20 protein-coding genes, 1 tRNA gene, 1 pseudogene and 1 riboswitch are annotated in these 24,898 nt (G+C 67.3%); of the genes and pseudogenes, 12 read left to right on the forward strand and 10 right to left on the reverse strand.

Going from position 1 to position 24,898, the window contains the following annotated elements:
* Positions 1-69: 69 nt before the first annotated feature.
* The gene (locus F3J10_RS15645) at positions 70-1,536 is read left to right on the forward strand and encodes a glutamate synthase subunit beta (RefSeq protein WP_025099438.1); all 1,467 of its coding nucleotides are present in this window, start codon (positions 70-72) and stop codon (positions 1,534-1,536) included.
* A 102-nt stretch (positions 1,537-1,638) separates the two neighbouring features.
* Here the strand turns inward: F3J10_RS15645 and F3J10_RS15650 are convergent, their stop codons facing one another.
* A complete protein-coding gene (locus F3J10_RS15650; protein ID WP_167242432.1) occupies positions 1,639-3,396 on the reverse strand; it encodes an ABC transporter ATP-binding protein/permease in 1,758 nt (585 codons plus the stop codon).
* 334 nt (positions 3,397-3,730) lie between these two features.
* A riboswitch (TPP riboswitch) is annotated at positions 3,731-3,863 on the forward strand.
* Positions 3,864-4,128: 265 nt separating this feature from the next.
* Here F3J10_RS15650 and F3J10_RS36665 point away from each other — a divergent pair.
* The 5 genes from F3J10_RS36665 to F3J10_RS15675 all read left to right on the forward strand — a co-directional run bounded on the left by F3J10_RS36665 (position 4,129) and on the right by F3J10_RS15675 (position 9,592).
* Entirely contained in the window at positions 4,129-5,196 is a 1,068-nt protein-coding gene (locus F3J10_RS36665; protein WP_167242433.1) for an FAD-dependent oxidoreductase, read from the forward strand.
* 105 nt (positions 5,197-5,301) lie between these two features.
* Positions 5,302-6,273, forward strand: coding sequence for an acetyl-CoA carboxylase carboxyltransferase subunit alpha (locus F3J10_RS15660; RefSeq protein ID WP_013698595.1), 972 nt, complete (start codon positions 5,302-5,304; stop codon positions 6,271-6,273).
* Between the two features lie 34 nt (positions 6,274-6,307).
* The gene (gene tilS / locus F3J10_RS15665) at positions 6,308-7,741 is read left to right on the forward strand and encodes a tRNA lysidine(34) synthetase TilS (RefSeq protein WP_167242434.1); all 1,434 of its coding nucleotides are present in this window, start codon (positions 6,308-6,310) and stop codon (positions 7,739-7,741) included.
* Between the two features lie 334 nt (positions 7,742-8,075).
* The gene (locus F3J10_RS15670) at positions 8,076-9,326 is read left to right on the forward strand and encodes an aspartate kinase (RefSeq protein ID WP_013698592.1); all 1,251 of its coding nucleotides are present in this window, start codon (positions 8,076-8,078) and stop codon (positions 9,324-9,326) included.
* Between the two features lie 172 nt (positions 9,327-9,498).
* Positions 9,499-9,592: transfer RNA gene (locus tag F3J10_RS15675), tRNA-Ser, on the forward strand.
* Positions 9,593-9,701: 109 nt separating this feature from the next.
* Here the strand turns inward: F3J10_RS15675 and F3J10_RS15680 are convergent.
* A complete protein-coding gene (locus F3J10_RS15680; protein WP_155419983.1) occupies positions 9,702-10,304 on the reverse strand; it encodes a restriction endonuclease in 603 nt (200 codons plus the stop codon).
* A gap of 429 nt (positions 10,305-10,733) precedes the next feature.
* Complete coding sequence (locus F3J10_RS15685; protein ID WP_167242435.1) at positions 10,734-11,735, reverse strand: YopT-type cysteine protease domain-containing protein; 1,002 nt, start codon at positions 11,733-11,735, stop codon at positions 10,734-10,736.
* A 281-nt stretch (positions 11,736-12,016) separates the two neighbouring features.
* Here F3J10_RS15685 and F3J10_RS15690 point away from each other — a divergent pair, with 281 nt between their 5' ends.
* Positions 12,017-13,009 carry an aldo/keto reductase gene (locus F3J10_RS15690; RefSeq protein ID WP_166913354.1) on the forward strand — a complete coding sequence of 331 codons (993 nt, stop codon included), beginning with the start codon at positions 12,017-12,019 and terminating at the stop codon, positions 13,007-13,009.
* A 114-nt stretch (positions 13,010-13,123) separates the two neighbouring features.
* Here the strand turns inward: F3J10_RS15690 and F3J10_RS15695 are convergent, their stop codons facing one another.
* A complete protein-coding gene (locus F3J10_RS15695; protein ID WP_167242436.1) occupies positions 13,124-13,690 on the reverse strand; it encodes a TetR/AcrR family transcriptional regulator in 567 nt (188 codons plus the stop codon).
* A 212-nt stretch (positions 13,691-13,902) separates the two neighbouring features.
* Between F3J10_RS15695 and F3J10_RS15700 the strand changes: the two genes are divergently transcribed.
* Positions 13,903-14,550, forward strand: a complete 648-nt coding sequence (locus F3J10_RS15700) for a TIGR00730 family Rossman fold protein (protein ID WP_166913356.1) — start codon at positions 13,903-13,905, stop codon at positions 14,548-14,550.
* A 43-nt stretch (positions 14,551-14,593) separates the two neighbouring features.
* On the opposite strand, the gene F3J10_RS15705 is transcribed toward F3J10_RS15700, so the two are convergent.
* Positions 14,594-15,457 (reverse strand): LysR substrate-binding domain-containing protein, encoded by an 864-nt coding sequence (locus F3J10_RS15705; protein WP_166913357.1) that lies wholly within the window; start codon positions 15,455-15,457, stop codon positions 14,594-14,596.
* A gap of 123 nt (positions 15,458-15,580) precedes the next feature.
* Here F3J10_RS15705 and F3J10_RS15710 point away from each other — a divergent pair, with 123 nt between their 5' ends.
* Together F3J10_RS15710 and F3J10_RS15715 are read left to right on the forward strand one after the other, a co-directional pair.
* A complete protein-coding gene (locus F3J10_RS15710) occupies positions 15,581-17,218 on the forward strand; it encodes a gamma-glutamyltransferase family protein (RefSeq protein ID WP_167242437.1) in 1,638 nt (545 codons plus the stop codon).
* Positions 17,219-17,307: 89 nt separating this feature from the next.
* On the forward strand, positions 17,308-18,627 hold the full coding sequence (locus tag F3J10_RS15715) for an MFS transporter (protein ID WP_167242438.1): 1,320 nt from the start codon (positions 17,308-17,310) through the stop codon (positions 18,625-18,627).
* A gap of 66 nt (positions 18,628-18,693) precedes the next feature.
* Here the strand turns inward: F3J10_RS15715 and F3J10_RS15720 are convergent, their stop codons facing one another.
* A complete protein-coding gene (locus tag F3J10_RS15720) occupies positions 18,694-19,764 on the reverse strand; it encodes a saccharopine dehydrogenase NADP-binding domain-containing protein (RefSeq protein WP_167242439.1) in 1,071 nt (356 codons plus the stop codon).
* 80 nt (positions 19,765-19,844) lie between these two features.
* Positions 19,845-19,967 (reverse strand): hypothetical protein, encoded by a 123-nt coding sequence (locus F3J10_RS36530; protein ID WP_275691126.1) that lies wholly within the window; start codon positions 19,965-19,967, stop codon positions 19,845-19,847.
* Positions 19,968-19,998: 31 nt separating this feature from the next.
* Between F3J10_RS36530 and F3J10_RS15725 the strand changes: the two genes are divergently transcribed.
* Together F3J10_RS15725 and F3J10_RS15730 are read left to right on the forward strand one after the other, a co-directional pair.
* Positions 19,999-21,051: an FAD-binding oxidoreductase gene (locus F3J10_RS15725; RefSeq protein ID WP_167242440.1), complete on the forward strand. Its 1,053-nt coding sequence runs from the start codon at positions 19,999-20,001 to the stop codon at positions 21,049-21,051.
* A gap of 29 nt (positions 21,052-21,080) precedes the next feature.
* The gene (locus tag F3J10_RS15730; RefSeq protein ID WP_240155602.1) at positions 21,081-21,767 is read left to right on the forward strand and encodes a M24 family metallopeptidase; all 687 of its coding nucleotides are present in this window, start codon (positions 21,081-21,083) and stop codon (positions 21,765-21,767) included.
* Positions 21,768-21,800: 33 nt separating this feature from the next.
* Here the strand turns inward: F3J10_RS15730 and F3J10_RS15735 are convergent, their stop codons facing one another.
* The 3 genes and pseudogenes from F3J10_RS15735 to F3J10_RS15745 all read right to left on the reverse strand — a co-directional run.
* Positions 21,801-22,811 (reverse strand): AraC family transcriptional regulator, encoded by a 1,011-nt coding sequence (locus F3J10_RS15735; RefSeq protein WP_167242442.1) that lies wholly within the window; start codon positions 22,809-22,811, stop codon positions 21,801-21,803.
* A gap of 90 nt (positions 22,812-22,901) precedes the next feature.
* Entirely contained in the window at positions 22,902-24,098 is a 1,197-nt protein-coding gene (locus F3J10_RS15740) for a porin (protein WP_167242443.1), read from the reverse strand.
* Positions 24,099-24,244: 146 nt separating this feature from the next.
* Positions 24,245-24,898, reverse strand: a pseudogene (locus F3J10_RS15745) (MFS transporter); the annotation flags it as partial.

The raw sequence follows: 24,898 nt of genomic DNA on the forward strand, positions 1-24,898 counted from the left end.
CGTGCCCGCCGCATCGAGCGGCGGGCACGGGTCCCCACCCGAACCACCCCCGATTCAGACGAGAACCTTATGGGCAAGGCAACCGGTTTTCTCGAGTTCGAACGCCGCCACGAGGCGTACGAGGCTCCGCTCACCCGTGTGAAGCATTACAAGGAATTCGTCGCGGCGCTGTCCGACGACGACGCGAAGGTCCAGGGCGCGCGCTGCATGGACTGCGGCATCCCGTTCTGCAACAACGGCTGCCCGGTCAACAACATCATTCCGGACTTCAACGACCTGGTGTATCGCCAGGACTGGCAGCAGGCCATCGAGGTGCTGCACTCGACCAACAACTTCCCCGAGTTCACGGGCCGCATCTGCCCGGCGCCCTGCGAGGCGGCCTGCACGCTCGGCATCAACAACGACCCGGTCGGCATCAAGTCGATCGAGCACGCGATCATCGACAAGGCCTGGGCCGAAGGCTGGGTCAAGCCGCTGCCGGCCGCCCACAAGACCGGCAAGAAGGTGGCCGTGGTCGGCTCCGGCCCGGCGGGCCTGGCGGCCGCGCAGCAGCTCGCGCGCGCCGGCCACGAGGTGACGGTGTTCGAGAAGAACGATCGCGTCGGCGGCCTGCTGCGCTACGGCATCCCCGACTTCAAGCTGGAGAAGTGGCTGATCGACCGCCGCATGCGCCAGATGGAAGCCGAGGGCGTGACCTTCCGCACCAGCGTGTTCATCGGCAAGGATCCGCTGCCGCCGCAGATCGGCAGCCTGGCGAAGGAAACCATCTCGCCTGACACGCTCAAGGAAGAGTTCGACGCGATCGTGATCGCGGGCGGCTCGGAAACGCCGCGCGATCTGCCGGTGCCGGGCCGCGAGCTCGAGGGTGTGCATTTCGCGATGGACTTCCTGCCGCAGCAGAACCGCGTCAATGCCGGCGACAAGGTGGCCGACCAACTGCTCGCCAAGGGCAAGCACGTGGTGGTGATCGGCGGCGGCGATACCGGTTCGGATTGCGTGGGCACCTCGAACCGCCACGGCGCGAAGTCGGTCACGCAGTTCGAGCTGCTGCCGCAGCCGCCCGAGCAGGAAAACAAGCCGATGGTCTGGCCGTACTGGCCGATCAAGCTGCGCACCTCCTCGTCGCACGACGAGGGCTGCGAGCGCGATTGGGCGGTCGCCACCAAGCGCCTGGAAGGCAAGAACGGCAAGGTCGAGAAGCTGATCGCCGCGCGCGTCGAGTGGAAGGACGGCAAGATGGTCGAGGTGCCGGGCTCGGAGTTCGAGATGAAGGCCGACCTGGTGCTGCTGGCGATGGGCTTCACGCAGCCGGCCGCGCCGGTGCTGGATGCCTTCGGCGTGGCCAAGGATGCGCGCGGCAACGCGCGCGCGGCCACCGAGGGCGAGCGCGCCTACACGACCTCGGTCGACAAGGTGTTCGCGGCCGGCGACATGCGCCGCGGCCAGTCGCTGGTGGTCTGGGCGATCCGCGAAGGCCGCCAGTGCGCGCGCTCGGTCGACGCGTTCCTGATGGGCCATTCGGAACTGCCGCGCTGAGCGGCGACGCGCGGGACGCCAGCCGGCGTCTCGCCGCGGATGTGAAAAGAGCACGCTTCGGCGTGCTCTTTTTCATTGCTGCGGGGCCGGCTGCGAATGCGCTCAGGCGGCGGCCTCGTCGCGCCGCACCTCCAGCGTGCGGTCGTGGAACTGCGCCAGCGATTCGCGGTGCGCGATGCTGACGATCGCCGCGCCCGGCAGGCGCGCCGCCAGCAGGCCGTAGAGATGCGCCTCGTTCTCGGCGTCGAGCGCGCTGGTGGCCTCGTCAAGGAACAGGAAGTCGGGCTTGTGCAGCAGCACGCGCGCGCCGGCCAGGCGCTGCTGTTCGCCCGGCGAGAGGATCTGGGTCCAGTGGCCCGATTCCTCCAGGCGGCCGGCGTAGTCTTCCAGCCCGCTGTCGCGCAGCGCCGCGCGGCAGTCCTCGTCGCTGAAGCGATCGACCGCCGACGGATAGGCCAGCGCGCCCTTCAGCGTGCCGATCGGCAGGTAGCTGCGCTGCGGCACGAACATCATGGCGGCGCCGACCGGCGCGTCGATCGCGCCCTCGCCGAACGGCCAGAGGCCCGCCATCGCGCGCATCAGCGTGCTCTTGCCGGCGCCCGAGGGGCCGCGCACCAGCCAGCGCGAACCCGGCTCGATGCTGATGTCGTCGATGCGCGACAGCGGCTTGCCGTCGGGCAGGGCGAGGCGCAGGCCGTGGGTGCCGAGGTTCTGCTCGTCCATGTAATGCAGGTTGATGCCGCCGCGCTCGGTGGCCGGCGACATCGATTCCTTCAGGTGCGAGGCGCGCGTGACGCGCTTGAATTCGCGCAGACGATTGACGGTCGCGCGCCAGTCCACCAGGGTGCCGTAACTGTTCACGAACCAGGAGAAGGAGTCGCTGACGGTGCCGAAGGCGCCGACGATCTGCATCAGCACCCCGAACGAGTAGGCGCCCGCGAAGTAGCGCGGCGAGGCCACGGCGATCGGGAAGATGTTGGCGAGCTGGGCGTAGAAGCTGATCACGAAGGTCATGCGCTTGGTGATCGACATCACGCGCCGCCAGTTCTCGCGGATATGGCCGAACAGGTCGAGCGCGCCCTGGCGCTCGCGCGACATGCCGTCGTAGAAGGCGATCTGCTCGGCGTTCTCGCGGATCCGGATCAGGCCGAAACGCAGGTCGGCCTCGACGCGCTGCTGCTGGTAGGTGATCGAGACCAGCGGATGGCCGGCCTTGTAGGTCACGTAGGAGCCGATCAGCGCGTAGATCGCGGCGGCCCAGACCATGTAGCCGGGAATCACGAAGCTGGTGCCGCCCAGCGAGATGGTCGCCGCGCCCGCGATCGACCAGAGGATCACGATGAAGGAGAACAGCGTGACCACCGTCGAGAGCAGGTCGAGCGTCAGCGACAGCGTGCTGGTGGCGAGCGAATTCAGGTCGTCGGTGATCCGCTGGTCGGGGTTGTCGGCCAGCCGGTCGCGCTCGATGCGGTAGAAGGCACGGTCGCCGAACCAGTCGTCGAGCGCCTGGGTGGTGATCCATTGCCGCCAGCGGAAACCCAGCAACTGGCGCAGGTAGCGGCTATAGACGGCGATGATGATGAAGGAGAACGCATAGCCGGCGAAGATCATCAGCAGGTGCGGCACCTGGGCGGCGTCCTTCTGCTGCAGCGCGTTGTAGAAGGCGCCGTTCCAGGCATTGAGCCGGACGTTGATCCAGACCACCGTGAGATTCATCGCGATGATCGCGATCAGCAGCGACCAGGCCAGCTTCCATTCCGAGGACACCCAGTAGGGCTTGATCAGGCTCCACGCGGAGATGCGGGCGTCGTCGGGCGGCGCGTCGTTCGCGGCGCGGGCGGCGGGGGACGAGGGCGTCATGGGTTTCCTGCGTTTGGGGGGCGCGATGCCGGGTTGTCGAAGCGATGCGCGAGCCGGGCCGCGCATCCAAACAAAATCGTGCCAGTTGGCGACAGCTTGCCGCGGATTGTGCGGCGCCTCGCTTAAACGGCTCTTAACCGCGCCGGGGCGCCCTCGGGGCGAATCCGGCGGCCGGCCGAAACAGGGGCCATTGTGCCAGCACCGCGTGACGGCGCGCAGATCGGGGTCGAACGACCAGACCTGGCCAGGCGCCTCGCCGCAACCGTTCGCCGCCTGCCGCGCGATGGGGCGGCGTCGTTTGCGGGCGTTCGGGCTTCTGTGGTCTAATGGCCGCCTGACGAAACAGGGGTGCTTTGCTGCCCGCCGGAGCCGGAAACGGACCTCGGGCGATGCGGCGGCAAGGCTGAGAGAGACCCTTCGCACCCGATCCGGGTAATACCGGCGCGGGAAGTTTCCGATACCACCGGGTCGCGCGCTGTTTCCACGCTGTCGCCATGCTCTTGCCATCCATTGCGATGGTTCGACATGGGCGCCGCCCGGTCGGCCCAGGCCGCCGGTTTCGTCCGTTCGATCACGCCCTCGCGCGTCACGGAAGGAGCCCATGCCCGTTCTTCACGTCCAGCCGTTTTTCCCTGATTCCGATGCTTCGCGGTGCTGCCCGCCGTGGCCGGCTTGCGTTCGCGTGCTTGCCGGCGACGGCAGTCGCGCCGACCTCGCGGCGGAGCACGTGCGATGAGCCGCGCCGCCGGCGAGCGCCCCGATATCGCCGTGCTGGGCGGCGGCTTGGTCGGCCGCCTGATCGCCTGGCGGCTGGCGGGGCTGGGCATGCGCGTTGCGCTCTACGAGCGCGGCGACGCGGCCGGTACGGGCGCGGCCGCCTGGGTGGCCGCCGCGATGCTCGCGCCCCTGGCCGAGGCGGCCAGCGCCGAGCTGTTGATCACCGAGCTGGGCGCGGCCTCGCTGGCGCGCTGGCCGCAGTGGCTGGCCGAGTTGCCCGAGCCGGTGTTCTTCCAGCACAACGGCACCCTGGTGGTCTGGCATCAGGCCGATCGCGCCGAGGCGCCCTTGTTCGAGCGGCGCGTGCGCGCCAACGCGCCGGCCGAGCTCGTCGACGGCGCCGCGCGCAAGGCCCGTGCGAACGAGGCGGCCTTGCCGGAGTCGTCCGCCGAGGCCGAGGAAGTGGTGCGCCCCCCGTACTGGGACAAGGCCAGCGCCGATCTCGTCAAGCGCGATCGCATCCTCAAGAAGCTGATTCCGAAATTCGGCCCGGCGCATCTGGTCAAGCGCGGCGATCCCTTCGTCACGCTGGCGCGCTCGGTGGTCGGCCAGCAGATCTCGGTGAGCTCGGCGCAGGCCGTGTGGGCGGCGATCGAAGCCGCCTGCCCGAAGCTCGCGCCGCAGCAGGTGATCCGCCTCGGCCTGGAGAAGCTCGCGGCCTGCGGCCTGTCCAAGCGCAAGTCGGAATACATCATCGACCTGGCCCAGCATTTTGTTTCGGGCGCCTTGCACGTCGACAAATGGACCTCGATGGAAGACGAGGACGTGATCGCCGAGCTCACGCAGATCCGCGGCATCGGCCGCTGGACCGCCGAGATGTTCCTGATCTTCAACCTGTCGCGGCCCGACGTGCTGCCGCTCGACGACCCCGGCCTGATCCGCGCGATCAGCGTCAACTACTTCAGCGGTGAACCCGTCACGCGCAGCGAGGCGCGCGAGGTCGCAGCCAACTGGGAACCGTGGCGTACTGTCGCAACCTGGTACATGTGGCGCAGCCTTGACCCGGAATCCGGTGACGCTTGATCCGTTTTTGCTATTGATTAAATCGGCTCGATAGTTTCGAGTCGATTTTGATGCGAACCAGCGCGGTTAGAATACGCGCTGCCGCACGACCTAGGACTCCCATACATGAAGACCACGTTTCTGGATTTCGAACAGCCGATCGCCGAACTGGAAGGCAAGATCGAGGAACTGCGATTCGTGCAGGACGATTCGGCCGTCGACATTTCGGAAGAGATCGAGCGGCTGTCGAAGAAGAGCCAGCAACTGACCAAGGACCTCTACGCGAACCTCTCGCCGTGGCAGGTCTCGCAGATCGCGCGCCATCCGCAGCGTCCCTACACGCTCGATTACGTGAGCGAGCTGTTCACCGATTTCCACGAACTGCATGGCGACCGCGCCTTTGCCGACGACCAGTCGATCATCGGCGGCCTGGCGCGCTTCAGCGGCAATCCCTGCATGGTGATCGGCCACCAGAAGGGGCGCGACACCAAGGAGCGCGCGGCGCGCAACTTCGGCATGCCGCGTCCGGAAGGCTATCGCAAGGCCGAGCGCCTGATGCGCCTGGCCGAGAAGTTCGGCCTGCCGATCTTCACCTTCGTCGATACGCCGGGCGCGTATCCCGGCATCGGCGCCGAGGAGCGCGGCCAGTCGGAGGCGATCGGCCGCAACCTGTACGTGATGGCCGAGCTGAAGACGCCGATCATCACCACCATCATCGGCGAGGGCGGCTCGGGCGGCGCGCTGGCGATCGCGGTGGCCGATACCGTGCTGATGCTGCAATTCTCCACCTACTCGGTGATCTCGCCGGAAGGCTGCGCCTCGATCCTCTGGAAGAGCGCGGCCAAGGCACCCGAGGCTGCCGAGGCGCTGGGCCTGACCGCTCACCGCCTGAAGGCGCTGGGCCTGATCGACAAGATCGTCAACGAGCCGCTCGGCGGCGCGCATCGCGATCCGAAGGGCATGGCCGCGCTGCTGCGCCGTGCGCTGGCCGATACGCTGCGACAGTTCCAGGGCATGAGCATCGATGCGCTGCGCGAGCGTCGCCTGGAACGCCTGCTTGCCTACGGCAAGTACAAGGAAACCACGCCGGGCATCTGAGCCCCGTCTTCCACGTGCCTCGCGCGTGATGCCGATGATTCCTCCGAATGACCTCAACGCGGACCGCGTCGTACTCGACGCGGTCCGCGTTGCTTTGGGCGAGCTGCCCGAGCACGCGACGATCGCGATCGCCTACAGCGGCGGGCTCGATTCCTCCGTGCTGCTCGAAGCCGCCGCGCGCGTCGCCGGCGCCGAGCGCTGCGTGGCGCTGCATGTCCATCACGGCCTGAGCCCGAACGCCGATGCGTGGCTCGCGCATGCCGAGGCGGCCGCGGCTGCGCTCGGCGTGCGTTTCGATGTCGAGCGCGTCGAGGTGCCGCGTGGCACCGGGCTCGGCGTCGAGGCCAGCGCGCGCGAGGTGCGCTACCGCGCGCTCGACGCGATGGGCGAGCGGCATGGCGCGCAGGCGCTGTGGCTGGCCCAGCATGCCGACGACCAGGCCGAGACGGTGCTGCTGCAGTTGCTGCGCGGCGCGGGCCTGGCCGGCATCGCCGCGATGGCGCCGCGCTACCTGCCCGCCGAGGCGAGCATGGTGCGCGTGCGCCCGCTGCTGCATCTGCTGCGCGCCCAGCTCGAGCGTTATGCCGAGGCGCGCCGGCTGCGCTGGATCGACGACGAATCCAATGCCGACACGCGCTATACGCGCAATGCGCTGCGCATCGAGGTGCTGCCGGCGCTGTCGGTGCATTTCCCCGGTTTTCGCGACGCGCTCGCGCGTACCGCGCAGCATGCGGCGGCCGCGCAGCGGCTGCTCGACGCGCTGGCCGCCGGCGATCTCGCCGAGATCGCCCGGGACGAGGGCCGCGCCTTGTCGCGCGAGCGCCTGCTCGCGCTCGACGACGAGCGCGGCGCCAACCTGCTGCGCCACTGGATGCGCACGCTCGGCCTGCCCGGCGCATCGGCCGCGCGCCTGGCCGAGATGATCAAGCAGTTGCGCGCGACGCAGGTGTCGCATGCGCTGCGGATCGATCATGCGGGACAGTGCCTGAGGCTGTATCGCGAGGAGGTGTATTGGGAGGCCGGCGACAGTGCCGATCCGCCCGACGACGGCACCTCGCCCGAGCGCCCCGTGGCGCGGCTCGACTGGCGCGGCCAGGAGGTCTGGCACCTGCCGGCCTGGCGCGGCAGCTTCGTGTTCCGGCCGGTGACGGCCGAGGCGGGGCAGGTGGAGAACAGCGTGGCCGAGGCCACGCTCGCGCAGGCGCCGCTGATGGTGCTCGCGCGCAGCGGCGGCGAACGCCTGCGGATGTCCGCCGGCGGCCCCTCGCGCACGCTCAAGAACCTGTTCCAGGAGCGCGGCGTGCCCGCCTGGCAGCGCGACGTGCCGCTGCTGCATGTCGGCCAGACGCTCCTGTTCGTGCCGCGCATCGGCCTGAATCGCGCGCCCGAGGCGGCCGGCGCCGAGGCCGGGCAGGGCGGCGGCGCGCGCCGCCAGATCGAGTGGCGCCCCGATCTGCTGATGGCCTGAATTAAATGGGGCCGGGGCGATAACAAAAATGCCGATTTGCAGCGGCGCCCGTTTTTTAAAGGTGTCGGATCAATGCGGCTCGCTTGTCAAGCGGACCTCGATAGAGTACGCTCAAGCGTTTGCTCGGCTCGATTTTTCGAGCATTTTGTGCAGGTTTTCCGCGTGACGTACCCGGTTTGCGCGGCCTGATCCGCCGACCGGGCAAATCCGCCACGCCAGCGTACTGTTCCCGCCGTTTTTCCCGTCGTCCCCCTGCCAAAAGCCGCGAGACCGAACGGCAGCGCGGCTTCCGGCGCAGTGCGCCCGCGCGGTCAATCTCCTGTTCTGAACGACAATGGCACTCATCGTACATAAATACGGCGGCACCTCGATGGGCTCGGTCGAGCGCATCAAGAACGTCGCGAAACGCGTCGCGAAATGGCATCAGGCCGGTCACCAGCTGGTGGTCGTGCCCTCGGCGATGTCCGGCGAAACGAACCGCCTGCTGGGTCTCGCGAAGGAAATCTCGAGCCAGCCCGATCCGCGCGAACTCGACATGATTGCCTCGACCGGCGAGCAGGTCAGCGTCGGCCTGCTGGCGATCGCGCTGCAGGAAATCGGCGTCCCGGCCGTCAGCTACGCGGGCTGGCAAGTGCCCATCAAGACCGACAGCGCATTCACCAAGGCACGCATCCAGTCGATCGACGATGCGCGCGTCAAGAAGGATCTCGCGGCGGGCAAGGTGGTGATGATCACCGGCTTCCAGGGCGTCGATCCGGAAGGCAACATCACCACGCTGGGCCGCGGCGGCTCGGACACCTCGGCGGTCGCGGTCGCGGCGGCGCTGGGTGCCGAGGAGTGCCTGATCTATACCGACGTCGACGGCGTGTACACGACCGATCCGCGCGTGGTCGACGGTGCCCGCCGGCTCGACCGCGTGACCTTCGAGGAGATGCTGGAAATGGCCAGCCTCGGCTCGAAGGTGCTGCAGATCCGCTCGGTCGAATTCGCCGGCAAGTACCGCGTGAAGACGCGTGTGCTGTCGAGCCTGACCGATCCCCTGATTGCGCTCGACGAAGAGATGAAGTCGGGCACCCTGATTACTTTTGAAGAAGACGAGACCATGGAAAAGGCAGTCATTTCCGGCATCGCATTTCAGCGCGACGAAGCCCGCATCGTGGTGATGGGTGTGCCCGACAAGCCGGGTATCGCCTACCAGATCCTCGGCCCGGTGGCCGACGCGAACATCGACGTCGACATGATCATCCAGAACCAGAGCGTGGCCGGCAAGACCGACTTCACGTTCACGGTCGGCCGCGGCGACTACCAGAAGGCGATGGACATCCTGACCAACCAGGTCAAGGGCCATGTCAACGCCGAGCAGGTGCTGGGCGACCCGAAGGTCTCGAAGGTCTCGGTGGTGGGCGTGGGCATGCGTTCGCACGTGGGCGTGGCGAGCACGGCGTTCCGCACGCTGTCGGAAGAGGGCATCAACATCCAGATGATCTCGACCTCCGAAATCAAGATCTCGGTGCTGATCGACGAGAAGTACATGGAGCTGGCCGTGCGCGCGCTGCACAAGGCGTTCGAGCTGGACCAGGCCTGAGTTCGCGGGGTTTTCGCGGATTCGAGCGCGCGGCCGTCTTCGGCCGCGCGGCTCCTTGGAAGCGGGTTGTGGTTTAGGCAAAAAAAGCGTGCCGAAACATTTGACCTGGGCCCAATGAGCAGATAGAATTTCGTTCTCGTCGCGCTGCCTCCCTGGCGCGAGCGAAAGTTTGGGAGACGTGGCCGAGAGGTCGAAGGCACTCCCCTGCTAAGGGAGCATCTGGGCCAAAACCTGGATCGAGGGTTCGAATCCCTCCGTCTCCGCCAATAGGCGGTGACAAAGCCCCGCAAGTTTTCGGACTTGCGGGGCTTTTTCTTTTTCAGCCTATTAATTGGCCCATCAATGGCCAAGGGCCCATCGGTCATTCGAGGTAGATCATTTGGAATCGCGACAGGTCGTTGCCAGATTAGAGAGCGGTGTGGTGTCGGTTTCAGGTGGTTCAAAACAGGTAAAGGGAATCTCGGTGATCACGAGGCGAACCCGCTTCTGCCGCTGATTGTGGAGCAGGAATTGTCGCTTCGACAGATTCGATTTCACCTTGCCGCTTTGTTTTCCCGGCTTCGTGGGGAAAACCCGTGTCATCGACGGAATCACCAATTCGAAGAATTGATCTGGACCGTGCGCATGCTTGTCGATGTACTCGGATGCCTTGTAGAGAATCCACTCCACCTGCTGTCTGCTCAGAGAACGAGTATTTGACTTGCATTGGATAAAGCGAGCCTCGGATCCCTTACGGGCGACTAGGTCCACTCCTTGGTCGTAGAAACCAAGCGTTGCGCCGCGATACTCGACCAGATAGCCCGCAGCCTCGAAGTGAAGTCCGACGAGTCGTTCATAGACGGCACCGAAGTCCGAATGAGTCAGTTCATCGGCGCCAATCATATCGATTAACTGGCCGCTGGCATTAAATACTTCGACCGCGTGCTCGGGCGTCACGCTTGGAATACCTGCCATCAGCCTGCGATTCAAGCCCTTCATGCCGCCCCCAGTGAGACTTGTCAGCACTGTTCGAAAATAACCTCCGAAAGGATAACCGCTGATTGCGTTTCGTTGGAATGCAAGGCCCCGCTAGGTAATGCCAGCTCACCTCGTCGAAATGCGCTGATGCGCCACATGATCGATGCGCGTGGCCGGAAGGTGGGGTTTGTCCGAGGCGCCAACATCGCAAGCGCCTGAGCGCGGCGAGCGCGTTGGAAATTGCGATCTCGATGGCCTGTTGAAGAAGCGCTTCGATTGCTGGCGTCGTTGCTTCGATGCCGGGCGGGAGGGCGCTTGGTGCCACCATGCCGTCGCCGTCGCCGTCGCCGTCGCCGTCGCCGTCGCCGTCGCCGGCGGCTCGCGGCATCCTCCGGAGCTCCTCCAACCACCATCGATCAGGGGCCGGCTACGTCGACGTCGCGCCGACGCTCACGGAATCGAATAAGCCGAGGCGTGTGTAAACCTCTCGCCGATGACGTTGTAGCGAGCCTGCATCGCGTCGAAGAAATACTCCTCGTCGCGGCGCGATACCTTGAACTCGCCCATGTTGGAGTCGAACACGGTGAGCCGCTGGTCGCGCTCGTTGCGCGCCGGTCGGTGGACCGTGATGGCATGGCCCGTGCCGAAGCCGATGAGGCCGACGACATAGTCTCCCGGTGCGCGAGTCAGGGCATGCATCGATTCGCCGTTGAACAGGTCCGTCGCGCGGCTGACCTGGACGCCTTGTTGGCGGAAGATCTCCGTGATCGCCATGTCGGTTCTCACCGAGGGATCGTGCGATACCGACTGGATGCTCTGCTGATAGCTGACGTAGTTGTTTTGCACGTTCTGGGCCCTCCCCAGGGCCGCCGGGGAGCGCAGCGCGGCCAGGCTGTCGGCGTTCTGCCCGGCGGCGCCTGATCGACGATTGGCGAGCCATTCCATGCTCAGCCCGTAGCACACACCCTCGCCGATCTCCTGTCCTACCGAGTCCGCCACCTGGCCCATGTTGTAGCGATTGCCGAGGAAGGGCAGCAAGGCATCGCGGGTGCGTTGCTGGGCCAGTTCCCTGCCGATGTGCTGGATATTCGACAGGTCAGGCCGCTGAGCCTGTTGCGGCGGACTCGTATCGTGGGCGGGATCGGACAAGCAGCACAGGCGGCTGATCCAGGAGCGCGACCGGACAGCCGGCGCGGTCTGTGACTGCGGCGGGTAATGATGGATGCCGGTTTGGGAATGATGGGCGGGAGGCGCGTGCCGCGGAGGTCTCGAGGACGTGCTGCTGCGCTGCGAGCGCATGGACGGTGGCAGGGCACCATAGGGGTTCGGCCGCGCGGACGGCTCGCCCGAGACCGACGGCGACGCATGCTGCGTGGCGGATTGCGGATCGTGCGACGGATGGCTGGTATAGGGGTTGTAGACCGGATTCGACTTGGGGAAATGAGAAGACATGAGTCGTGTTCGTGAAAGTCAAAAGTCATTCTGATATGGCGGCTCCTACTCTAGAGACTCGGCGCAGGCTTGGCGGCGATGCAGGCGAAGAAGTAGGGCAATTGGCGAACACGTTCCATCGCGCCGCGATCCGTGATCGAACCTCCACGCCTCGCGCAAGCCGCCGGCATCACTCGCGCCGTTGAGCGCAACTCATGAGTCGGCGTGTCAGAATCCCGAAGCAAAATCCGCGCGGTCGTCCCGACCTCGTCCCCCCGTCGTTCATTCCTATCGGAGTTGTCATGCAGGTTTCTCATCGCCGTTTCGGCCGCACCGGCTGGGACGTTTCGGAAGTGGGTTTCGGTGCCTGGGCGATCGGCGGCGCATGGGGCGACGTCTCTGACGCGGATGCGCGCCAGGCGCTGCATGCGGCGCTCGACGCCGGGGTCGATTTCATCGATACGGCCGACGTCTATGGCGACGGCCGCTCGGAGCGGATCATTCGCGAGGTGCTCAAGGAGCGCGGAGGCCAGCGTCCGATCGTGGCGACCAAGGCAGGGCGCCGGCTCGATCCGCATGTGCTGGAAGGCTATACGAAGGCCAATCTCGAAGCCTTCATCGATCGCAGCCGCGAGAATCTCGGCGTCGATACGCTCGATCTGCTGCAACTGCATTGCCCGCCGACGGACGCCTATTTCCGCCCCGAACTGTTCGAGGCGCTCGACGAACTCGTCGCGGCCGGCAAGCTGCGCCATTACGGCGTGTCGGTCGAACGCGTCGAGGAGGCCTTGAAGGCGATCGAGTATCCGAACCTGGTGTCGGTCCAGCTCATCTACAACCTGTTCCGGCAGCGGCCGGCGCAGTTGCTGTTCCGCGAGGCGATTGCGCGCGATGTCGCGATGATCGTGCGCGTGCCGCTGGCCAGCGGCATGCTGACCGGCAAATTCACGGCGCAGTCGAGCTTCGCGGCCGACGATCACCGCAATTTCAACCGTCACGGCGAAGCCTTCGACGTGGGCGAAACCTTCTCCGGCGTGCCTTACGAGGTTGCCCTGGAAGCCGTCGAGGCGCTGCGCCCCCATGTGCCGCAAGGCGCGACGATGGCGCAGTTTGCCCTGCGCTGGATCCTGATGGAGCGGGCCGTGTCGGTCGTCATCCCCGGCGCGAAGAACGCCGCGCAGGCGAAGGGCAATGCCGAGGCGAGCGCGCTGGCCCCGCTGCCCGAGGACAGCATGGAACAGGCGCGGCGGATCTACGATCAGTTGATCGCGCCGCACGTCCATCATCGCTGGTGATCGGAGCCGCCGCTGCCGGCACGCGAGGCGCGCAGGCAGCGGCGCCGCTTGCCTGCGATCCGTCGCGGCCTGGATTGCTCCCGCAATCCCATCCGAGCGGCCAGGCCCGATCGATCAAGCCGTTTCCGGAATCACCATCCGCACCACCAGGTCGATATACGCATCGTCGATCTCGGCATAGGGCATCAGCAAGCGATAGTAGAAGGCACCAAACAGCAGGTCGATCATGACCGCCTCTTCCTGCTGCGACATGCCCGCCATCTTCAGGGCATTGCGTCCTTCCTCGCGTCGCGGCCCGATCCATTTCTCCCAGAATTCGCGCGCCAGCTCCGGGTCCGACTGCGCCGCGCCGATCAGGTGACGCAGCAACTCGCGGCGTGAGGGATCGAGCGCGCGCGCGAAATCGCGAAGCACGTTGCGGAAGGTTTCGCGCGGCGTCGAGCCCCGGGGGTAGACGATATGGGGCTGGATGTCCGCGAGGAAGGCATCCATGATCACCGCGGCGGCATTGGGCCAGCGCCGGTAGATGGTCGTCTTGGCCACGCCGGAGGTCGTCGCGATCCCGTCGATCGTGACGCGGCTCGGACCCAGTTCGCGCGCCAGCTGCAGCGCCGCCGTCTGCACCGAAGCCGTTGTCGCGTTGTTCCTGGCACGCCCCGCGCGTCCTTTCTCCATCGTCATCCTGTCGATTCTCCTTGTCGCCGGGGCCCGCGGGCCTCCATCCACACCCAATTCATTCGATTGACATCGCTACGGAGCGTAGCGTAATCTCCGCCCGAAACGCTACGCATCGTAGCGTATTTGTGGGCGTGTTGCCCGGCGGCGCTTGCACGATCGACTCCCGATCCGGTCAAGCCGCGCCGCGACTCGCGCCATCCTGATTGGAAAGGAACATGGCAGACAAGGAAGTCAATTCGCAGCGGGGCGAGGATAGGGGCGTTCGAGCGGTATGTGTCTACTGCGGCTCGTCGCCCGGCGCCGATCCCGCCTTCATGGAGGCCAGCCAGGCGCTCGGGCGGGCATTGGCGCGGGCGAGGCTAAAGCTGGTCTATGGCGGCGGAACCACCGGCCTGATGGGCGCGGTGGCGCGTGGCGCGCTCGACGCCGGCGGGGAGGTCGGCGCGGTCATTCCGCGCTTCCTGATCGATCGCGAGGCAAACCAGGCATCGCTGACGATGTTCGAGGACCTGACGATCACCGACACCATGCACGAGCGCAAGCACCGGATGTTCGAGCGCTCGGATGCGTTCGTGGCACTGCCGGGCGGCATCGGAACGGTCGAGGAGATCGTGGAGATCATGACCTGGAGCCAGCTCGGCCGCCATCGCAAGCCGATCGTGCTCGTCAACACCAAGGGTTTCTGGAATCCGCTGCTTGCCCTGCTCGACCACCTGCGCGAGGCCGGCTTCATCCATAGCGGGCACCTGTTGCAGCCGATCCTTGCCGAGCGCGTGGAGGACGTGGTGCCTGCCATCCTGGAGGCAGCCGTTCCCGCCGGAACCTCGGGCGAGGGTGAGCCCTCGATCGTCGGGACGCGCTAGCCGGCAGGTTGGTTCCTCCGCCGATGCGGCTTGCGCCGCCCGCTCACCGGCGCAACATCTCCGCGATCGTCTGCGTGAGCAGGGTCTGCCGGTTCGCCTTGCGCTGGACCATGCTCACCGAGCGAATGAAGGTTCGCCCCGGCAGCGGCACCAGCCGCAGGTTCGGGTCGCTGCGCCATCCGCCGCCGCGCAGCACCGGCAGCACGCTTACCCCCACGTTGCCGCGCACCAGCGAGACGATCGTCTCGATCGAGTTCAGCTCCAGGTATTCGCGCGGCGCGATGCCGAGCTCGGCCAGCGCGCGGTCGATCACCACGCCGGTCGGCACGCGCCGGTCGAAGCGCAGGAATTCACGCTCGCGCAGGATGCGGCGCGCGTCGTCGCCGGGCGTCTCCCGGCTCGTCACCAGCATCAGCGGCTCCTCGTAAAGCGGCGTCCAGGCGAGCGTCTCGTGCAGCGCGCCCTCGGCGCTGTCCACCACCACGGCGAGGTCCACGTCGCCATCCTCGACCATGTGCGCCAGCTCGTTCGAGCGTGCCGAGGTCAGCCGCACCTCCAGTTCCGGATGATCGTTTTTCAGGTGCGCGATGGCCAGCGACAGCCCGCCGATCACCGATACCACCGCGCCGATGGTGACCGAGCCGCGCATGGTGTCGCCCGTGCTGGCGGGCAGCTCGTCGATCAGGGCGAGGATGTGCTCCACCTTGGCGCAGATCTCCCGGCCTTCGCGCGTGAGCGCGATCTGGCGCGCGCGGCGGTCGAAGATCGATTTGCCCAGCGCTTCCTCGAGCCCGCGCATCTGCAGGCTCACGGCGGCTTGCGTGAGCGCGGTCTTCTCGGCCGCCGTGGCGAACGAACCGCTGCGCGCCACGGCCTGCAGGGTGCGCAGCATGCGTAAGGTGAGCATGTAAATTAAATTTAAGTGTCGAGAAAAAATATTAAATTTTTTTGCCCGCGCGTTCAAGATAATCCAGGTATCGAGGTGGGCATGCGTGCCGCCTCCTTCCTCATTACCGGGATCCGAACTTCCATGACGAGCTTCGACTGGCAGAACCCCTATCCGACACCGCGCCTGCCGGTGTTCGCCCGCAACATCGTCTCGACCTCGCACCCGCTGGCGGCGCAGGCGGGGCTGCGCATGCTCTGGAAGGGCGGCAACGCGGTCGACGCGGCGATCGCGGCGGCCGCGGCCATCACCGTGGTCGAGCCGGTCTCCAACGGCCTGGGCAGCGACTGCTTCTCGCTGGTCTGGGACGGCGCGAAGCTGCACGGGCTGAACGCCTCGGGCCCCGCGCCGGCGGCCTGGAGCGTCGATTATTTCCGCCGCAGGTACGGCGAGGAAAACGGGCTGGCGAAGCAGCCCAAGCGCGGCTGGGACACGGTGACCGTGCCCGGCGTGATCGCCGGCTGGGAGGCGCTGCATGCGAAGTTCGGTTCGCTGCCGTTCGCTGACCTGATGGAGCCGGCCATCGAGATCGCCGAGCGCGGCCATGCCGTGGCGACCATCGTCACGCGCAAGTGGCAGGCCGCGATTCCCGAACTGCACAACCAGCCGGGGTTCGCCGAGACCTTCATGCCGCGCGGGCGCGCGCCGGAAGTCAGCGAGCGTGTCTGTTTCCCGGGCCACGCGGCCACCCTGCGCCGGCTCGCGGAAAAAGGGCCGCGCGACTACTACGAAGGCGAGATTGCCGAGCGCATCGCCGCCTTCGCGCGCGAGGGCGGCGCGGCGCTCACGCTGGACGACCTGCGCGGCTATCGCCCGGAATGGGTCGAGCCGATCGGCAAGGACTATCGCGGCTACACGGTCCACGAGATCCCGCCGAACGGGCAAGGCATCGCGGCGCTGATCGCGCTGGGCATCCTCGAGCAGTTCGACATGAGCGCGTTGCCGCGCGACAGCCTCGAATCGCAGCATCTGCAGATCGAGGCGATGAAGCTCGCCTTCGCCGATGTCTACCGCTACGTCGCCGATCCGCGCTCGATGGAGGTCACGCCCGAGCAGATGCTCGATGCCGCCTACCTCAAGGAGCGCGCCAAGCTGATCGACCCGAAGCGCGCCACGCACTTCGGCTTCGGCATGCCGCGCTCGGGCGGCACGATCTACCTGTCCGCGGTGGACGAGCGCGGCATGATGGTGAGCTTCATCCAGTCGAACTACATGGGCTTCGGCTCGGGCGTGGTGGTGCCCGGTACCGGCATCGCCCTGCAGAACCGCGGCTGCGGCTTCTCGATGGATCCGGCCTCGCCGAACGTGGTGGCGGGCGGCAAGCGCCCGTTCCACACCATCATCCCGGCCTTCCTCACGCAGCAGGTGAACGGCCGCCAGGAGGCGGTGATGAGCTTCGGCGTGATGGGCGGCGACATGCAACCGCAAGGGCATCTGCAGTCGGTGGTGCGCATGCTCGATTACGGCCAGCAGCCGCAGGCCGCCTGCGACGCGCCGCGCTGGAAGGTCAACCGCGATTTCACGCTCGACATCGAGTCGACCTTCGACGCGCAGACGGCACGCGGCCTGCAGGGCCTCGGCCACGAGATCAAGGGCATCGACGACCCCTACATGGACTTCGGCTCCGGCCAGTTCATCTGGAAGCTCGATCGCGAGGATCCGGAACGCGGCTACGTGGCCGCGAGCGATACGCGACGCGACGGGCTCGCCGCGGGTTTCTAGTCGGCCGGCGCCTGGCCGCGAGTCGGAGTTCCCGGCTCGCGGCGCGCGGCCATCGATGAGTAGAACAAAGCAAAGTGGGGAAGACTGGCATGGATATCGGGACATCGGCCGAGCAGGTCGCGCTCAGCCGCGGCATGATGCGCCGCATCGTATTCTCCTCGTCGATCGGCAACGCGCTCGAGTGGTTCGATTTTCTCGTCTACGGCTACTTCGCGCCGATCATCGCGAAGGTGTTCTTCCCCGTGCACGACGAATGGCTGTCGACCCTGCTGGCCGTCGGCACCTTCGGCATCTCCTTCCTGATGCGGCCGCTGGGCGCGATCGTGCTGGGCATCTACGGCGATCGCCACGGGCGCAAGGCGGCGCTCACGCTGGCCATCGCGCTGATGATGGCCGGCACGCTGGCGATGGCGGTCATGCCGCCCTATGCGTCGATCGGCATCGCGGCGCCGCTGCTGATCCTGCTCGCCCGCCTGGTGCAGGGTTTCGCGGTGGGCGGCGAGTTCGGCAGCGCGACCGCGCTGATGGTCGAGCACAGCCCGAACCGGCGCGGCTACTTCGCCAGCTGGCAGTTCGCGAGCCAGGGCGCGGCGGCGATCCTGGCGGCGGCCTTCGGTTCGCTGCTGGCCTGGTGGCTGCCGCCCGAGCAGCTCCAGTCCTGGGGCTGGCGCCTGCCGTTCTGCTTCGGGCTGGTGCTGGGGCCGGTGGGCTGGTACATCCGCTCGCACCTGGACGAGACGCCCGAATTCCTCGCCAACCAGCGGGCCGAGTCCATGCAGGCCGCGCCGCAAGGCAAGGCGCCGGGGCTCGGCCGTCAATGGGGCAGCCTGCTGCTGGCGGTCGGCATCGTCGCGCAATCGACGGTCGGCGTGTACATCCTGCAGCTCTACATGCCGATGTACGCGGTCAAGCAGCTCCACATGGCGGCGGCGACCTCGTTCGGCGTGGTCGTGCTCAACGGCGGCCTGCAGTTCCTGCTCTCGCCGGTGATGGGCGCGCTCTCGGATCGCATCGGGCGCGTGCGCATCATGCTGACCACCTCGATCCTGCTCGCCACGCTCACCTATCCGATGTTCGCGCTGCTGCAGCGCCATCCCACCCTGGGCTGGCTGCTCGTGCTGCAGGCCGCGGCCGGCATCTTCAAGGCGGCGTATTCGGGGCCGATGCCGGCCCTGATGTCGGAGATCTTTCCCGTGCGCGTGCGATCGGCGGGGCTGTCGATCGCCTACAGCCTCGGCGTGACGCTGTTCGGCGGTTTCGCGCCGACGATCGCGGAGGTGTTCATCCACGCGAGCGGCGATGTGCTCGCGCCTGCGTACTACGTGTCGCTCGCAGCCGTGATCTCGGGGGTATCGCTTGCCGTCGTGGGTTGGCGACGGCGAGATCGCGTTGGCGGCCAGCTTCGTTAGTCAAGTGTACGAAACGTCGGTCGCTGCCGGCCGGCATGCGGTCGTCGGTCGAGACGAACGCGCGTTTCATACGATCTCCAGCGGCCCCGAGCCGGGCAGGCTACTCACCAGCCCGGCCCCGATCAGCCTGGACGGCGTGTAGGCGCCGCCGGCCGGGGGAGTGCGCATCAGATGGTCGACCACGGCCAGCGCGCCGTTGACGGTGAGGCTGTACACATGGTCGGTACGCACGCGCGCCGTCCTGCGCTCGCCTCGCGCATTGCGCACCTCTCCCCAGACGTAGGTGGCCTGTCCGGCGCGCCGACGCGCATCCGGGCCGGTGACGGTCCTGCCGATGCGTGCCTTGAGCAGGTCCTGCACGGCGCGCAGGCCCAGCAGCGGCCGGACCAGGTTGCCGAGCCGGGCGCCGAGGACCATGCCGGCCGAGGCGGGGATGAACACCTCGATATTGGGAATGCCCGTGGTGGCGTAGGCCGTGGACACGTCGCCCCACGGAATGGTCATGGCGTTCTTCTCGCCATTGCCGAAGTCGATCCGGCGCACGCCATGGGCGAGCGGCACCGTCACGATGCGCCCGTCGCGACGGACCTTGCCGCCTTGCGGCATGCCCTCGACCAGGGTCTTGGCGGTGCCGGGCGAAAAGCTCGAACTCGAATCGAAGCCGAGGGCGAGATGCGTGGCATCCGGCAGGGCGGCCTTGAGCGCGGCCGCGACGCAATCGGTGGGAATCACGTCGAAGCCGACGCCCGGGCAGATCGTGATGCCGGCCTGCCGGGCGCGTTCGTCGAGCGACCGGGCATGCTCGAACACGGCGATCTCGCCGGAAATATCGAGGTAGTGCGCCCCGGCGCCGAGGCAGGCCTCCATCATGGGCGCCGCAGTCGCCGAAAACGGGCCGGCGCAGTGCATCACCAGCGTCTGGCCGTCGACCTGCCGCGCCACCTCCCCGGGGCGATCGAGGTCGAACACGCGCGCCTCCAGGCCCAGCTCCCGGGCCAGTGACTCGACCTTGTCGCGGTTGCGGCCGGCCAGCACCGGCCTGAGCCCGCGTCTTGCCGCCTCGCGCGCGATCATTTCCCCCGTATAACCGTTCGCTCCGTAGAGCATCCAGTCCGGCGTGCTGTGCTGTTGGTTCATCGGCGTGGTCCCTGGTGCGAGTTGCGCTGCTTGTCGGTCCTGATGGAGGTTCGACCTTAACGTTCAAGTGGTATTGAAGGTCAATAGGCGCGCGAGGGCAAGGAGAGGCTGGCCGAAGCGTGCCGGTTCTTCGCGGCATAGTGGTCCAGTTCCGGCGCCCGCAAGTGGTCCTTCAGTTGGTCCTCGACGATTCGTATAGTCACCCCATGGAAGCATGACCACATGGGAGGCTCAATGCAGGCGCTGGTACAGAGCCTCGAACATCGAGGCGGATCCGTCGTGATCCTGGGTTTGTCCCCGGTGGGCACGCCCTTGCACTATCAGGAAGGGCAATACCTGAGCATCGCATTGCCGGGCACGGACGCGCATCGTTCCTATTCGATGGCTTCGCCCTGCCGCGCTGACGGCAGGATCGAACTCCACATCCGCCTGCACGAGCAGGGGCGGTTCTCGCGCATGCTGCGCGAGCAGATCCGGGTCGGCAGCACGCTGGCGTTGTCCGGGCCCTACGGCGATTGCATCTGGCGGGTCCCGGCCGATCAGGATGCCAAAGTGATCCTGCTGGCGACCGGAACCGGCATCGCGCCGCTCAAGGCGATGATCGAGAGGCACCTCGCGACGGCCGTGCGCAACGAAGTCTGGTTGTACTGGGGCGGCGACCGGCCCGGCGATCTCTACGCGGCCGACGTCTTGCGCTCGCTCGCGCGCGAGTACCGCCATTTCCATTTCGTGCCGGTCATGCGCACCACGAGCCCGGATTGGGAGGGCGCGACGGGTTTCGTCCAGGACGTGGCGGCCGCCGCCCATCCCTCGCTCGACGACGCGTATGTGTTCGCGTGCGGGGCGCCGGCCATGGTGCGAATGGCGCGCGAGCGGCTGGTATCGCGCTGCGGCCTGCCCGAGGACAGGTTCTTCTTCGATGCGTTCGAGGCGTCCGCGGCTGCCGCCGTGATCGACGCGTCGCCGGACGCGAGCATCACGGTTGCGGTGTCGCTGCCCGACGGGACGCGCCGATCCCTGCGCTGCCCGGTCGGCGCGTCGCTGATGCAGGCGCTCGCCGCCGAGCATGTCGTGGAGGCCATCTGCGGCGGAAACCAGTCATGCGGCACCTGCCGCGTGAGGATCGACGAGACGGACCTGCCGAGGCTGCCGGCGATCTCGAGAGCCGAGAAGCGCCTGCTCGGCGCGCTTGCCGCCAGCGGGCCGTTCGACCGGCTTTCCTGCCAACTGGACATGCGAGCCGAACACGAAGGCCTGCGGCTGACCATACCCCCGAAAGACTTTTGACCAGGACCACCATGCAAGACGAATCGCTCATGAACCCGCACGACAATCCGCTCGAGGCCGTGGGCCCGCATTACGACGCCGCCCAGATGCTGGTCGCGCGCGAGCACACGCGCGCCGCCGTCGAGGCGATCGCCGCCGCCATGCAACCGGGCATGGCCGAATCCGAGGCGATCGAGACCGCCAAGGACATCCTGGCCGACATGGGGCTGCTGCGAGGCTGGCACGACGTGTACGTCCGTTTCGGCAGCAACACCGTGCAGATCGGCGGCGCGCCGGCCGACCCGCACCGCGTGCTGGGCGAGGACGACATCTTCCTGGTCGACATCGGGCCTTGCTGGCAGCGCTGGGAGGGCGACGGCGGCGACACCTTCGTGACCGGCTCGAACCAGGAGATGGCGCGCTGCGCCGAGGACGTCAAGGCGATCTTCCACGAAGTGCGCCGCCATTGGCTGAGCACCGGCGCGACCGGCAGGCAGCTCTACGAGTTCGCGAAAGCCAGTACAGAGAGGCGTGGCTGGGAGCTGAACTTCGACTTGCCGGGGCATCGCATCGCCGATTTTCCGCACAAGGCCATCGTCAACGTGCCCTTGTCCGGCATCGAATTTCGTCCCTCGCAGGAGCTGTGGGTTCTCGAGATCCATATCCGCGACAAGGACCGTCGCTTCGGCGCGTTCTTCGAGGACATGCTGCTCGACGATTCGTATTTCGAGCGATGAGCGCCGCAGTCGCGCAATCGGGCTGGCCCGGCCTCAAGGCGTGCCGCGCGGCCCATGCCCCGTCCAGCGCTTGAACGCGCGCCGGAAGTTGTGCGCGTCGCTGAAGCCCACCTCGTGCGCCACGTCCTCGATCGAGAAGCGCGGGTTGCTCAGCAGCGTGCAGGCGCGCTTCCTGCGGATCGTGTCGATCACCGCCTGATACGACACGCCCTGGTCGGCGAGGCGCCGTCGCAGCGTGCGCTCGCTCATGCACAGTTGCGAGGCGATCGCCGCGAGCGTCGGCGCGTGCCGCAAGTCGCGCCGCACGATCCGCTCGATCGATTCGAGGAACTCGCTGCCTTCGGGTTCGGGGGGCAGGGCACCCTGCAGGAATTCGAGTACCTGGCGATGCGCGAGCGGGTCGTGCGTCGCGATTGGCAGCGCGCCGAGCGCGGCATCGCAGGACAGCAGGTTCTGCTCGCGCTCGAAGCGGATCGGGCAGGCGAATACCTGCTCGTAGTGCCCGGCATAGGCGGGCGGCGGATAGCTGAGTTCGATGCAGCTGGGCTGGAACGCCGGGCCGGCGAGCGAGCGCCCGATCTTCATGAAGCTGGCGAAGGCCTCCTCGACCAGGAAGGCCTCGATATCCGGTTCGAGGAACACATTGGTGGCGCGGATCGACAGCGTGCTCGCATCCGAGACCAGCTCGAAGCGCATCAGCGGGCCGGTGTGGCGCTGCAGCTCGAGGCCGATCGTGATGGCATCCTTCAGCGTCGGGCTGGTGAGCATCGCGTAGCCGACCAGCCCGATCGAGGCGATCGTCTCGCTCATCCCCAGCTCGATGCCGAGCGCCCGGCGCGGCGCCATCTCGATCGCGCGCCGGATCATCGTGCTGGCCTGGCGCAGCGAAATCCGGCACGAGGGGTTCGACAGGTCCGCGACCTCGAAGCCCAGCCCGAGGCACAGCCGCGTGGGATCGATGCCCAGTTCCCTGCTTGTCTCCGCGAGGCACCGCAACAGATGGACCGGCAGATTCGCCGTCGTGTAACGGGCGGTATCGTCCATGGATGCTCCCTGTTTTTTTCCATGGATTGTACTCGTCCCGCCCGGCCGGGTCGCCCCGGCCGCCATTGCCCACATCCAGGCGGCCCGGCGTCAGAAATAGTGGCGCAGGCCGACGGTCGCGCCGAGCTGGTTGCTGCTGGTGCTCGGCGACTGGCCGTTCACGCCCACCAGTTGCGCGCCGATCAGGCCGCCGCGATAGACGGCATAGTCGACTTCCGCGTAGAGCATGCTGCGCTTGGACAGCCGGTAGCCGGCGATCAACTGGAACTGCCGCGCCCGGCCGTCGAAGTCCGGCGTATAGCCGGACTGGGTGGTCCACCACATGTTGGCCGCCGCGGTGAAGGTGGAGGTGAGGCGGTAGGCCAGCCCGGCCAGCGCCATCCTGCGGCGGCGGAAGCCGCCCGGCGCCGACGGATCGACCACCTGCTCCGGCGAGATGATGCCGAGCCCGGCGAGATCGGTCGGACTGAAAGGGCCGTTGCCGAACGAGGTGAAGTCGTTGTCGCGCGCGTTCACGATGTAGCCGGCGTTGACGGTCGCGTCGCCGATCGTCAAGGTGCCGCCGCCGGTGTAGACGTCGAACTTGCCGTGCGTGAAGTCGTCCCAGGAGCGCATGAAGGAGGCGCCGAGCGTGAAGGGCCCCTTGGCCGGCACGTAGGCGACGGCGCCGCCCAGCTGGCTGCCGAGCACGCCGCTGCCCGCCTGGCCGCCCGGCGCGTACTGCGCGAGCAGGATCAGGCTGCCGAGTTGCGCGCCGTACTGGATCATGTTGCTGGTGCGCGCGGCCGCGAGCATCGTCTGCTCGGGCTTGAACAGGTTGAAGTAGGGGTCCTGCGGGCCCGCCCACAGGTTCGATCCGTAGGTCAGCGACACCATCTCGAAGGGCACGTTGTACTGGCGGCCCAGCGAGAGCTGGCCCAGCGAACTGGAAGTCAGCCCGACATAGGCGATCTGGAAGAAGTTCGTCGAGCCGGCCGGCACGATGCTGCCGCTGTTGGGGCCGAAATGGCTTTCCACGTTGAACTGCGCGGACAGCCCGCCGCCGAGGTCCTCCTGTCCCTTGAGGCCCCAGTAGCTTTCCGTCAGCCCGCCGCCGTCGGTCATCGAGACCTTGCGGCCGGTCGAGACCGGCGTGCCGTCGGCGCCGTAGGACACGCCGTGCGTCTCGTAGCGGATGCCCGCGTCGATCACGCCGTAGAGCGTCACGCCGCTTTGCGCCTGCGCCGCGGCGCAGGCCAGGACCATCGTCGCGCAACAGGCCGCGCGAATGCCTTCATGACGATTCATTCTGGACTCCGCATCGAACCGGGGCCGGCGATGTCGCCCCGCCGGGAATGACTGTAGAAAGCCAAATTTTCCGGAACCAAGGCCGTGGCGGCCAATCTCGTGGTGCGCGGCGGCCAGGGTGCCGCGCGGCGAAGCGATCGGTTGGTTCAGGGCGAGGCGCGCGCCACGCTGCCGGGCAGCGTGCGGCGCAGCGCGAGCCGCACGCAGGGCACGGCGGCCAGCACCGCCAGGCACAGCACGTGGGCGAGGCGCGTGCCGCCGAGGCGATCGAGCAGCGCGCCGGACAGCGCCGTGCCGATGCCGGCCGCGAAGAAGGTGACCACCAGCGTGCGGGCTACCAGCGAGCCGTCGGGGTCGAGGTCGGAGAGCATGCCGGTCAGGAAGGGCACGATCACGAAGAACGCGCTGTTGAGCACCAGCTGGCTCAGGAAGTAGGCGCTGCCGCCGGTCGCGCCGAAGAACCACTCGATCGATCCGATCATCGCGAGCTGGGCGGCGCCAATCAGCAGCAGGCGATGTCGCCGGCTGGCGGGATGCGCGGGAATCGCGGCGCCGACGAAGCCGAGCAGGGACGATACCGACAGCAGCACGCCGATGGTGGTGGGCGCGAGCCCGGCGCGCGCGCCGACGAAGCCGGCGATCGCCCACTGCGAGGCCTGCACGCCGTAGATCAGCGCGGTGACCGCCCAGATCGCGGCGACCGGCTGCCATGGCGGCGCGTGGGCACGCACGCGCGCGGCTTCGGGGGCGGCCGCGAAGGCGCCGATGCCGCGGATGGCCAGCCCCAGCACCACGCTCGG

The sequence above is a fragment of the Burkholderia sp. Cy-637 genome (assembly GCF_011753175.1).
Taxonomy (GTDB): Bacteria; Pseudomonadota; Gammaproteobacteria; order Burkholderiales; family Burkholderiaceae; genus Burkholderia; species Burkholderia gladioli.

Coding starts and splice junctions, on each gene's coding strand:
- F3J10_RS15695 (WP_167242436.1), bottom strand. CDS start 13,690: ATGACGATGGAGAAAGGACGCGCGGGGCGTGCCAGGAACAACGCGACA.
- F3J10_RS36665 (WP_167242433.1), top strand. CDS start 4,129: ATGAGCCGCGCCGCCGGCGAGCGCCCCGATATCGCCGTGCTGGGCGGC.
- F3J10_RS15705 (WP_166913357.1), bottom strand. CDS start 15,457: ATGCTCACCTTACGCATGCTGCGCACCCTGCAGGCCGTGGCGCGCAGC.
- F3J10_RS15645 (WP_025099438.1), top strand. CDS start 70: ATGGGCAAGGCAACCGGTTTTCTCGAGTTCGAACGCCGCCACGAGGCG.
- F3J10_RS15730 (WP_240155602.1), top strand. CDS start 21,081: ATGAACCCGCACGACAATCCGCTCGAGGCCGTGGGCCCGCATTACGAC.
- F3J10_RS15710 (WP_167242437.1), top strand. CDS start 15,581: ATGACGAGCTTCGACTGGCAGAACCCCTATCCGACACCGCGCCTGCCG.
- F3J10_RS15740 (WP_167242443.1), bottom strand. CDS start 24,098: ATGAATCGTCATGAAGGCATTCGCGCGGCCTGTTGCGCGACGATGGTC.
- F3J10_RS15715 (WP_167242438.1), top strand. CDS start 17,308: ATGGATATCGGGACATCGGCCGAGCAGGTCGCGCTCAGCCGCGGCATG.
- F3J10_RS15690 (WP_166913354.1), top strand. CDS start 12,017: ATGCAGGTTTCTCATCGCCGTTTCGGCCGCACCGGCTGGGACGTTTCG.
- F3J10_RS15660 (WP_013698595.1), top strand. CDS start 5,302: ATGAAGACCACGTTTCTGGATTTCGAACAGCCGATCGCCGAACTGGAA.
- F3J10_RS15650 (WP_167242432.1), bottom strand. CDS start 3,396: ATGACGCCCTCGTCCCCCGCCGCCCGCGCCGCGAACGACGCGCCGCCC.
- tilS (WP_167242434.1), top strand. CDS start 6,308: ATGATTCCTCCGAATGACCTCAACGCGGACCGCGTCGTACTCGACGCG.
- F3J10_RS15720 (WP_167242439.1), bottom strand. CDS start 19,764: ATGAACCAACAGCACAGCACGCCGGACTGGATGCTCTACGGAGCGAAC.
- F3J10_RS15725 (WP_167242440.1), top strand. CDS start 19,999: ATGCAGGCGCTGGTACAGAGCCTCGAACATCGAGGCGGATCCGTCGTG.
- F3J10_RS15735 (WP_167242442.1), bottom strand. CDS start 22,811: ATGGACGATACCGCCCGTTACACGACGGCGAATCTGCCGGTCCATCTG.
- F3J10_RS15700 (WP_166913356.1), top strand. CDS start 13,903: ATGGCAGACAAGGAAGTCAATTCGCAGCGGGGCGAGGATAGGGGCGTT.
- F3J10_RS15670 (WP_013698592.1), top strand. CDS start 8,076: ATGGCACTCATCGTACATAAATACGGCGGCACCTCGATGGGCTCGGTC.
- F3J10_RS15685 (WP_167242435.1), bottom strand. CDS start 11,735: ATGTCTTCTCATTTCCCCAAGTCGAATCCGGTCTACAACCCCTATACC.
- F3J10_RS15680 (WP_155419983.1), bottom strand. CDS start 10,304: ATGAAGGGCTTGAATCGCAGGCTGATGGCAGGTATTCCAAGCGTGACG.